The sequence below is a fragment of the Leclercia barmai genome (genome assembly GCF_049312895.1).
GTDB lineage: Bacteria > Pseudomonadota > Gammaproteobacteria > Enterobacterales > Enterobacteriaceae > Enterobacter > Enterobacter barmai.
In genome coordinates this window covers 165,395-175,447 of the sequence record NZ_JBMNWZ010000007.1, presented here as the reverse complement: position 1 = coordinate 175,447, position 10,053 = coordinate 165,395, and the positions used below count along the sequence as shown (strand labels likewise).

14 protein-coding genes are annotated in these 10,053 nt (G+C 53.7%); 1 reads left to right on the top strand and 13 read right to left on the bottom strand.

Annotation, left to right across the window (positions count from 1 at the left end; translation table 11 throughout):
• The 9 genes from ACOYA6_RS21155 to fkpA form a co-directional block, all read right to left on the bottom strand.
• A partial coding sequence (locus ACOYA6_RS21155; protein ID WP_002436303.1) for a GTP-binding protein occupies positions 1–87 on the bottom strand: 87 nt, incomplete at its 3' end.
• Positions 88–156: 69 nt separating this feature from the next.
• On the bottom strand, positions 157–2,271 hold the full coding sequence (gene fusA, locus ACOYA6_RS21150; protein ID WP_039031553.1) for an elongation factor G: 2,115 nt from the start codon (positions 2,269–2,271) through the stop codon (positions 157–159).
• Between the two features lie 96 nt (positions 2,272–2,367).
• A complete protein-coding gene (gene rpsG, locus ACOYA6_RS21145; RefSeq protein WP_004106370.1) occupies positions 2,368–2,838 on the bottom strand; it encodes a 30S ribosomal protein S7 in 471 nt (156 codons plus the stop codon).
• 96 nt (positions 2,839–2,934) lie between these two features.
• On the bottom strand, positions 2,935–3,309 hold the full coding sequence (gene rpsL / locus ACOYA6_RS21140) for a 30S ribosomal protein S12 (protein ID WP_003023654.1): 375 nt from the start codon (positions 3,307–3,309) through the stop codon (positions 2,935–2,937).
• Between the two features lie 124 nt (positions 3,310–3,433).
• Complete coding sequence (tusB, locus tag ACOYA6_RS21135) at positions 3,434–3,721, bottom strand: sulfurtransferase complex subunit TusB (RefSeq protein WP_039031552.1); 288 nt, start codon at positions 3,719–3,721, stop codon at positions 3,434–3,436.
• Between the two features lie 7 nt (positions 3,722–3,728).
• Positions 3,729–4,088, bottom strand: coding sequence for a sulfurtransferase complex subunit TusC (gene tusC / locus ACOYA6_RS21130; RefSeq protein ID WP_039031551.1), 360 nt, complete (start codon positions 4,086–4,088; stop codon positions 3,729–3,731).
• On the bottom strand, positions 4,088–4,474 hold the full coding sequence (tusD, locus tag ACOYA6_RS21125) for a sulfurtransferase complex subunit TusD (protein ID WP_139563733.1): 387 nt from the start codon (positions 4,472–4,474) through the stop codon (positions 4,088–4,090). Before tusD ends, tusC begins: the two co-directional genes overlap by 1 nt.
• Positions 4,474–5,196 carry a helix-turn-helix transcriptional regulator gene (locus ACOYA6_RS21120; protein WP_039031549.1) on the bottom strand — a complete coding sequence of 241 codons (723 nt, stop codon included), beginning with the start codon at positions 5,194–5,196 and terminating at the stop codon, positions 4,474–4,476. Before ACOYA6_RS21120 ends, tusD begins: the two co-directional genes overlap by 1 nt.
• Before the next feature lie 164 nt (positions 5,197–5,360).
• On the bottom strand, positions 5,361–6,179 hold the full coding sequence (gene fkpA / locus ACOYA6_RS21115) for an FKBP-type peptidyl-prolyl cis-trans isomerase (protein WP_039031548.1): 819 nt from the start codon (positions 6,177–6,179) through the stop codon (positions 5,361–5,363).
• 236 nt (positions 6,180–6,415) lie between these two features.
• Here fkpA and ACOYA6_RS21110 point away from each other — a divergent pair, with 236 nt between their 5' ends.
• Complete coding sequence (locus ACOYA6_RS21110) at positions 6,416–6,634, top strand: protein SlyX (protein ID WP_039031547.1); 219 nt, start codon at positions 6,416–6,418, stop codon at positions 6,632–6,634.
• A gap of 51 nt (positions 6,635–6,685) precedes the next feature.
• Here ACOYA6_RS21110 and slyD read toward each other — a convergent pair whose 3' ends face one another.
• From slyD to kefG, 4 genes are all read right to left on the bottom strand, one after another.
• Positions 6,686–7,273, bottom strand: coding sequence for a peptidylprolyl isomerase (slyD, locus tag ACOYA6_RS21105; RefSeq protein WP_039031546.1), 588 nt, complete (start codon positions 7,271–7,273; stop codon positions 6,686–6,688).
• Positions 7,274–7,367: 94 nt separating this feature from the next.
• A complete protein-coding gene (locus tag ACOYA6_RS21100) occupies positions 7,368–7,568 on the bottom strand; it encodes a YheV family putative zinc ribbon protein (RefSeq protein WP_039031545.1) in 201 nt (66 codons plus the stop codon).
• 11 nt (positions 7,569–7,579) lie between these two features.
• On the bottom strand, positions 7,580–9,385 hold the full coding sequence (kefB, locus tag ACOYA6_RS21095; protein WP_039031544.1) for a glutathione-regulated potassium-efflux system protein KefB: 1,806 nt from the start codon (positions 9,383–9,385) through the stop codon (positions 7,580–7,582).
• Positions 9,385–9,936: a glutathione-regulated potassium-efflux system ancillary protein KefG gene (gene kefG, locus ACOYA6_RS21090; protein WP_039031556.1), complete on the bottom strand. Its 552-nt coding sequence runs from the start codon at positions 9,934–9,936 to the stop codon at positions 9,385–9,387. Before kefG ends, kefB begins: the two co-directional genes overlap by 1 nt.
• Positions 9,937–10,053: the final 117 nt, after the last annotated feature.

The following is a 10,053-nucleotide window of genomic DNA, read 5'->3' as shown; positions in this document are numbered from 1 at the left end:
AGTCAGGGTAGTTTTACCGTGGTCAACGTGGCCGATAGTACCAACGTTGACGTGCGGTTTTGTACGTTCAAATTTTTCTTTAGACACGGCTATATTCCTTACTATAGTGCTCTCCCCTTTGGAGAGAGCACGGGACTTAGGTTTTAATCCTGTGGATTATTTACCACGGGCTTCAATTACGGCCTGAGCAACGTTGTTCGGCGCATCATCATACTTCAGGAATTCCATAGTGTATGATGCACGACCTTTGGTCAGAGAACGCAGCTGAGTTGCATATCCGAACATTTCAGACAGCGGAACTTCAGCGTGGATCTTAACGCCAGTTACTTCAGATTCCTGACCACGCAGCATACCGCGACGACGGCTCAAGTCACCGATAACGTCACCGGTGTTCTCTTCAGGAGTTTCTACTTCAACCTTCATGATCGGCTCAAGCAGAACTGGTTTCGCTTTCTTAAAGCCTTCTTTAAAGGCGATAGAAGCTGCCAGTTTAAACGCCAGTTCAGAGGAGTCAACGTCATGGTAAGAACCGAAGTGCAGACGAACACCCATGTCTACTACCGGATAACCAGCCAGTGGACCAGACTTCAGCTGCTCCTGGATACCTTTATCAACGGCAGGGATGTATTCGCCAGGAATTACACCACCTTTGATGTCGTTGATGAACTCGTAACCTTTCGGATTAGAGCCCGGCTCCAGTGGGTACATGTCGATCACAACGTGACCATACTGACCACGACCACCAGACTGCTTAGCGTGTTTACCTTCAACATCGGTAACTTTCTGACGAATCGCTTCGCGATAAGCAACCTGAGGTTTACCTACGTTAGCTTCAACGTTGAATTCACGCTTCATACGGTCAACGATGATGTCCAGGTGCAGTTCACCCATACCGGCGATGATGGTCTGGTTAGATTCTTCATCAGTCCATACGCGGAATGATGGGTCTTCTTTAGCCAGACGGCCCAGAGCCAGACCCATTTTTTCCTGGTCAGCTTTGGTTTTTGGTTCAACGGCGATAGAGATTACCGGCTCTGGGAACTCCATGCGCTCCAGAATGATTGGGTGATCTGGGTTACACAGGGTGTCACCAGTAGTCACGTCTTTCAGACCGATAGCAGCAGCGATGTCGCCCGCACGAACTTCTTTGATCTCTTCACGTTTGTTCGCGTGCATCTGTACGATACGACCGAAACGCTCACGTGCAGCTTTCACGGAGTTCAGGATGGTGTCACCGGAGTTAACCACACCAGAGTACACGCGGAAGAACGTCAGGTTACCCACGAACGGGTCGGTAGCGATTTTGAACGCCAGAGCAGCAAACGGCTCGTCATCACTTGCGTGACGCTCAGCCGGCGTGTCTTTACCGTCGTCCAGGATACCGTTGATCGCAGGAACGTCTACCGGGGATGGCAGGTAGTCAACTACCGCATCCAGCATCGCCTGAACACCTTTGTTCTTGAACGCAGAACCACAGGTTACCAGGATGATTTCGTTGTTAAGAACACGCTGACGCAGAGCTTTTTTGATCTCTTCTTCAGTCAGTTCTTCACCACCCAGGTATTTCTCCATCAGGTCTTCTGAAGCTTCAGCAGCGGACTCGATCAGGTTCTGGTGCCATTCGTCAGCCAGGTCCTGCATGTCAGCCGGAATATCTTCATAAGTGAAGGTAACGCCTGCGTCTTCTTCATTCCAGTTGATGGCTTTCATTTTCACCAGGTCGATAACACCGGTGAAACCTTCTTCAGCACCAATTGCCAGCTGCAGCGGAACAGGGTTCGCGCCCAGACGGGTTTTGATCTGACCAACAACTTTCAGGAAGTTCGCACCCATACGGTCCATTTTGTTAACGAACGCAATGCGTGGAACTTTATATTTGTTTGCCTGACGCCATACGGTTTCAGACTGTGGCTGAACACCACCAACTGCGCAGTAAACCATTACCGCACCATCAAGAACACGCATGGAACGTTCTACTTCGATAGTGAAGTCAACGTGGCCCGGGGTGTCGATGATGTTTACGCGATGCGGTTCATACTGCTTAGCCATACCAGACCAGAATGCAGTAGTCGCTGCAGAGGTGATGGTAATACCACGCTCCTGCTCCTGCTCCATCCAGTCCATGGTAGCGGCGCCGTCATGAACTTCACCGATTTTGTGGTTTACACCGGTGTAGAACAGAATACGTTCGGTGGTAGTGGTTTTACCGGCGTCGATGTGCGCACTGATACCAATGTTACGGTAGCGTGCGATGGGTGTTGTACGAGCCATTTGATTCCTCGTTTATCTTTTTAGGCGTTCAGTTAAGTAACCCAAAGCGGGCTGCTTCGCTGAAGCGCCCGCCTGGTGACTAATACTCCGAAGGGATTACCAACGGTAGTGTGCGAACGCCTTGTTGGCTTCTGCCATACGGTGAACGTCTTCACGTTTCTTAACTGCAGTACCTTTGTTGTCTGCAGCATCAGAAAGTTCGTTCGCCAGACGCAGAGCCATGGATTTATCACCGCGTTTACGAGCAGCTTCAACGATCCAACGCATTGCCAGAGCATTACGACGAACCGGACGAACTTCAACTGGTACCTGATAAGTAGAACCACCAACGCGGCGAGACTTAACTTCTACAGTCGGGCGCACGTTGTCGAGAGCGACTTCGAAAGCTTCCAGTTCATTTTTACCAGAACGCTGAGCCAGGGTCTCCAGCGCGCTGTATACGATTGCTTCTGCAGTAGATTTTTTACCATCTACCATCAGGATATTTACAAATTTTGCCAGCAGTTCTGATCCGAATTTCGGATCTGGAAGAATTTTACGCTGACCAATGACGCGACGACGTGGCATGGGAATACTCCGTTGTTAATTCAGGATTGTCCAAAACTCTAAGAGTTTAGTGTGACATTAAGATAAATCAGTTTGGCCTTACTTAACGGAGAACCATTAAGCCTTAGGACGTTTCACGCCGTATTTGGAGCGAGATTGCTTACGGTCTTTAACGCCGGAGCAGTCAAGCGCACCACGAACGGTGTGGTAACGAACACCCGGGAGGTCTTTTACACGACCGCCACGGATCAGGATCACGGAGTGCTCCTGCAGGTTGTGACCTTCACCACCGATGTAGGAAGTCACTTCAAAACCGTTGGTCAAACGCACACGGCATACTTTACGCAGTGCGGAGTTTGGTTTCTTAGGAGTGGTGGTATATACACGAGTACATACGCCACGTTTCTGCGGGCAGGCTTCCAGCGCAGGCACGTTGCTTTTTGCAACTTTGCGAGCGCGTGGTTTGCGTACCAGCTGGTTAACTGTTGCCATTAAATAGCTCCTGGTTTTAGCTTTTGCTTCGTAAACACGTAATAAAACGACCTCATACAATATGAGGACGCGAAATTTTAGGGCTACGTCGAAAAGGTGTCAAGAATTATACAGCGATCTCAGATCACCAGTTCATTTGGCCGGTGTGCTGAATGGCCAGATTGACGAAATCAGTATAGCTAACCACGTCAATTTTGGTTGAAATTTGACCAGAGAGACCGCGTGCATCGATGTCATCTTTAAGCGCTGAGACAGAGATGGGGGCATTGCAGAGAATATCAACAAAACGGCTGCCTTCTACTGCCGCCAGAACGCCATCCTGAATAAGCAGCACGGCATCGCCCTCTCGCAGCATGTTTAACAGGCTCTCGATGTCGCAGTGCCAGGGGGAGTGGCTCAGGGTATGGAGCATGACCGCCTCAGAATGTCAGTATGGTGTCGTAATGGGAAAGCTGTTCACGCAGTAACGCCGGTGCGAGTACGGTAGCGTCCAGAACAAAGGGCGTGCTCTCATTCAGGCCACGCGCCTGCAGGGAAGCCGCACAGACGTAGAACGTTTCGATGTCATACAGCGGCAGGACTTTAAATGTCGCGATGTAATCGCGCGCCAGCACCGCCTGCGGCTGCTGACCGGCAAGCAGCTGAAACACGCCGTCGCCAATGAAGAAAACACCGATCTCTTCCGTCAGCGCAGAAGTAGCCAGTAACGCATCCAGCCCTTCCCTTCCGGAAGCGCTGCCATGCGGGGCAGAATTAAATACAAACGCAACGCGGTTCATCAGAATTGCACCATCCGGTCGCAGGTTAATGCAGCCTGAGCCAGCGCCCCGAGGCCGCTGAGGGAAAAGCCGTCATTAAGATTTGCAGCCGGCAAGCCCAGGCGTTGCGCTTCGTTCGCATCGCTCACGCCCCGACGTAGCGCCGCCGCCACGCAGATATGCAGGTCAACGCCGTGCTCCTGGTTCAGCGCCTGCCAGGCACGCACCAGATCGAACTCGTCTGATGCCGGCGACGTCAGCTGGTTAGCGTTATATACGCCTTCCCGATAAAAAAAGACGCTGACAAGCTCATGACCGGCCGCCAGCAGTGCGCGGGCAAACTGCAACGCGCTGCTGGCCTGCTGTGTACCGTACGCCGGGCCTGTCACCATGAGTGCAAAACGCATTACTTCTCTTGCCCCAGGAAATCGCCGCTTTTGAACTGACGGATGTAGAGATAGACCGTGTGCTTGGAGATATTGAGGCGATCGGCCACCTGGTTAATAGCGTCTTTAATATCGAAGATGCCTTTTTCATAGAGGTTAAGCACGATCTGACGATTCTTGGCATTGTTAGAGACATTGCGATCGGCGTTAACTTCTTCAATGGTGAATTCCAGCGTCTGGGTGACGAGATCTTCAACGGAGGAGGCAAAGTTGACAGAGGATCCGACATCCGGCGTTTCTGGCGGAATAAACGTGCTCATGATCTGGGAGAACGGCACATCAAGGTTCATGTTGATGCACAGTAAGCCAATCACGCGATGGTCACGGTTGCGGATGGCGATGGTCACGGACTTCATGAGAACGCCGCTCTTCGCGCGGGTGAAATAGCATTTGGAGACGCTGCTGTCCGCGCCGGTCATGTCGTGCAGCATACGCAGTGCAAGGTCGGTGATCGGCGAGCCAATTTTACGGCCAGTATGCTCACCATTGGCAATGCGGATGGCAGAACATTTCAGATCTTGCAGGGAGTGCAAAACGATTTCGCAGTGGGACCCAATGAGCATCGCTAACCCGTCCACTACCGCTTCGTAGGATTTCAGAATATCGAAATCGGTCTGATCGAAAGGACGTTGATCCAGCAAATCAAGTTCGCTGGTTTCGTTGGTTAAAAGCGACCTGGTCATGAAAAAAACACTCCTTTTCAGGAGCCTGTCGGTAGGTTTTCAGGGCAGGCTCATTATTTACACGGGCAATTAAATTAATACAGCGTAGGTAGCGCTTCCAGTGTTAATTATATCTACACCACAATAAAAAAACCGCCGCTTCAGGGGCGGCGGTTTTTACCGGTTTACTTCTTGGTGGCTTCTGCCGGCGCTTCTGGCTTCGCGTCAGGCTTAGCATCCGCTTTCGGCGCTGGCTTGATGTCCAGCAGCTCTACGTCGAATACCAGCGTGGAGTTAGCCGGGATACCCGGGACGCCAGTTTTGCCATAAGCCAGATCCGGTGGGATGACCAGCTTGATTTTACCGCCTTTCTTGATGTTCTTCAGGCCTTCAGTCCAGCCAGGAATAACCCCATCCAGACGGAAGGAGAGCGGCTCACCACGGGTGTAAGAGTTATCGAACTCTTTACCGTCGGTCAGCGTACCTTTGTAGTTAACAACAACGGTATCGCTGTCCTTCGGTGCGTCGCCGGTACCTTCTTTCTCTACTTTGTAGACCAGGCCAGTAGGAGAGGTTTTCGCGCCTTTCTCTTTAGCGAAAGCGTCACGGTAGGTTTTGCCTTTCGTTTCGTTCTCAGACGCGTCTTTCTCCATCTTCTCCTGCGCTGCGCCTTTCACGCGCGCTTCGAAAGCCTGCAGAGTCTGCTCGATTTCCTGGTCAGACAGTTTGCTCTTGTCCGCAAACGCATCCTGAACGCCCGCGATCAGCTGAGCCTGGTCCAGTTTGATGCCCAGTTTTTCCTGCTCTTTCAGAGAGTTTTCCATGTAACGGCCCAGAGATGCGCCCAGTGCGTAGGCTGATTTCTGGTCGTCATTTTTGAACGCCGCATTGCTGTCAGCAGTCGCAGCAGGTTTCGCAGCAGTATCAGCAGCGAAAGTCAGCGGCGCATGCAGAGCGACAGCCATCGTGGTCGCCAGCAGCGTTACTTTAAACAGTGATTTCATCCATTTCTCCAGGGCCGGGGACTCTCACCCCGTGTTAAGCGTAAATGAGTAGCGTACTATAAAACGTTGAGGAACAAATCTACAGGTAGACACCCCTGATTAGCACCACATTTCAGACTATTTTTGTTTAAATTAGTTTCGCAGCAATGGGATGTTTACTGCGCGCGGGGATAATCTCGGGTAATATTCGCCGCCGCCAGCCCCGGTCGGGGTTAAAGAGACAAACGAGGTGAATCATGCAGAATACAGAAATGGAAGCGCGTCTGGCTGAGCTTGAAAGCCGTCTGGCTTTTCAGGAGATCACCATCGATGAGCTGAATCAGACCGTCACCGCACACGAACTGGAAATGGCCAAGCTGCGGGATCTGCTGCGTCTGTTAACCGAAAAAGTGAAAGCGTCGCAGGCCTCGCACATCGCGTCGCAGTCAGAAGAGACGCCGCCGCCCCACTATTAAGACGTAAAAAAAGCGGGAATATCCCGCTTTTTTGCGCTTAAGGCGTAACGATTAGTGGCAACCGCAGCCGCCGTTACCGCCGCAACCGCCTTTACCGTGGTCGTGACCATGGTCGTGATCGTGGCCGTGACCGCCGCAGCAGCCGTCGTGACCGTGATCGTGGTCATGACCGTGCGCACCGTGAACGTGGCCGTGAGCCAGCTCTTCTTCAGTGGCTTCGCGGATGGCAACCACTTCAACGTTGAACTTCAGGTTCTGGCCAGCCAGCATGTGGTTGCCGTCAACCACAACGTGGTCGTCTTCAACTTCAGTGATTTCTACTGGAACCGGACCCTGGTCAGTTTCAGCCAGGAAACGCATGCCAACCTGCAGCTCGTCAACGCCCATGAAGACGTCTTTAGGAACACGCTGCACCAGGTTTTCATCGTACTGACCGTAAGCGTCGTTAGACGCAACTTCTACGTCAAATTTGTCGCCAACTTCATGACCGTTCAACGCGTTTTCCAGACCGGAAATCAGGGAACCGTGACCGTGCAGGTAGTCCAGCGGCGCACTCACCGGAGACTCATCAACCAACACACCGTCTTCTGTACGTACCTGATAGGCCAGGCTGACCACCAGGTCTTTTGCTACTTTCATGATATCTCCTGAGCGTGGGAAAATTGCTGGCGCAGATTGTAGCCGAATTCTGCACCCGTGTACCCTTTAGCTTAAAAAAACTCGGGACATATCGCTAGTCCGGATGAAAAATGCCGATCACTTGTTCTTCTTTGCGAACATGCTCGCGCGCTTCTTTATCGGCCTCACGCATCTGGTGCCCGCACTTAACACACTCAACAATATCGATATTGTTCTCACGCCACATGGCCAGTGAATCCTGAGCCTGACAGGCCGGGCATTTCGCGCCGGCGATAAAACGTTTACGTACCGCCATTCTCTACCTCGTTATTCAAACTCATCCCAGCCATCCAGCTGCCGACGCTCCTGCTGCATCTCTCGCTGGAAAATCTCTTCCAGCTCACGACGCGCCTCCCGTACGCGAGAGATCTGCACCGTATCGGTATGCACCGGCATCAGCTCGCGCAGCATGCGCATATCCAGACGACGAAAATGTAACTGCGCGCGCTGGGCCTGATGCGGATGCATCCCCAGCGTCACTAATGTTTTACGCCCCAGCTCCAGCGCACTGGAGAAGGTCTCGCGGGTAAAATACTTTACCCCGGCCTGGAGCAGCTCGTGTGCCTCAACACGTCCTCGCGCACGGGCAAGAATATGCAGATGCGGAAAATGCTGCTGGCAGATCTCCACCAGCTTCATGGTGTCTTCAGGATCGTTACAGGTGATGACGATCGACTCTGCCGCCTCTGCCCCTGCGGAGCGCAGAAGTTCGACCTGAGTGGCATCACCGTAATAGACCTTGTAACCGTATTTTCGCATCAGGTTGACCGCGCTGATGTCGCGCTCCAGCACCGTCACGCGCTTTTTATTCGCCATCAGCAAACGCCCGATGACCTGCCCAAAACGTCCGAAGCCCACTACAATCACCTGGGGTTTATCATCTTCCACCCACGGGGCTTCATGCTCATCTTCCGGGGCATTGATGCGGCGGGATAACTGCTTATCGATAAGCTTCATCAACAGCGGCGTAGTCATCATCGACAGCGTAACGGTCACCAGCAGCAAGGCCATCTGATCATGCTGGAACAATCTCTGGGATGATGCTGTGGAGAAGAGCACAAAAGCAAACTCTCCCCCCTGGCTCAACACCCCGGCAAGCTGTGCCCGCTCCGTCTGACGCAAGCCGTAAACCCGCGCCAGTACGTAGAGCACCAGCATTTTGACCGCCACCAGCACGACAACACTCATCACGACCCACAGGATATGGGTGTAGAGCACGCCAAGATTCAGCGCCATGCCGACAGAGATAAAGAACAGCCCTAACAGCAGCCCTTTAAAGGGATCGATGGCAATTTCCAGTTCGTGCCGGTACTCACTCTCCGCCAGCAGCACGCCCGCAATGAAGGTGCCCAGCGCCATCGACAGCCCCAGCGCGTCCATAAACAGCGCCGAGCCCAGCACCAGCAGCAGCGTCGCGGCGGTAAACACTTCCCGCACCCCGGACGCCGCAATAAAGCGGAACACCGGACGGAGCAGATAGCGCCCGCCCACCAGCATGCCGGCGAAGGCCAGCACCTTCATGCCGATCTTCATCCAGTCGAAATGTTCATCTCCCGACCCCGCCAGCAGCGGAACCAGGGCCAGCGCCGGGATCACCGCCAGATCCTGGAACAGCAGGATCGAGAAGCCCAGCTGTCCCGCCTCGCTGCGGTTCATGCCCTTATCGCGCATCAGCTGTAACGCCATCGCCGTGGAGGACATCGCCAGACCAATCCCGCCGACCACCGCGGCCTGCCATGAGAACTGGGTCAGCATCAGGAGTCCGCCGAGGATCACCGCGCTGCACAACACCTGCGCGGCGCCGACGCCGAAGATAGAGCGCCGCAGCTGCCAGAGCTTCGCCGGGTTCAGCTCGAGGCCGATGATAAACATCAGAAAGACGACGCCCAGCTCGGAGAAGTGCAGTATTTCGTCGACGTCGCTGATAAACCCCAGCCCCCACGGGCCGATGGCAATACCCGCCAGCAGATAACCGAGCACCGCGCCAATCCCCAGACGCGACGCCAGCGGCACCGCCACCACCGCGGCGAGCAGGAACAACACCCCTGCCAGCAAAAGATCTGAGCCTTCCATCAGTGGCCTCCCGTCAGCGTTGGCGCTGCCAGCCAGTCGCCGTACGCTCTTGCATGGCTGGCGAGCTCGTCCTGAGGCTGCCGACGAGCCCAGTAAACGACGATCGGGCTCAGCCAGTGCATGCGGCACATGGCCGCCGTCAGCTCGAACGGGCGTAAAATATCGTTCATTGAATAGCGGTTAAGCCCATCGTGGCGGTAAGCACTCTCCGGCTCGCCGGTGGTAATGACGTTCCGCCAGTACTTTCCCGCCAGCTGGTTTCCTCCCGGGCCACTGGAAAACCCGCGGCTCAGCACGCGATCCAGCCACTCCTTCAGCAGCGCCGGGCAGCTGTAGGTATAGAGCGGATGCTGGAACACGATAACGTCGTGCTGGCGCAGCAGCTCCTGTTCACGAGGGATATCGATAAAAAAATCGGGGTAGTGCGCGTAGAGATCGTGCACCGTCACATTACTGAGCTGTAATGCCGGTTGTAGCAAAACCCGGTTGGCGACCGAGTCCTGAGACTCCGGATGGGCATACAGCAGCAGCACTTTTGCTGTCTGGGACATCATTCCTCTCCCGGGTCGTCATCACTGTTATTTTGGGCTACCATGGCACACCCACGCGGCGCGTGGCGGCACATTTAACCTGATTATAATGACAACTTAACATAGTCGGAACATACG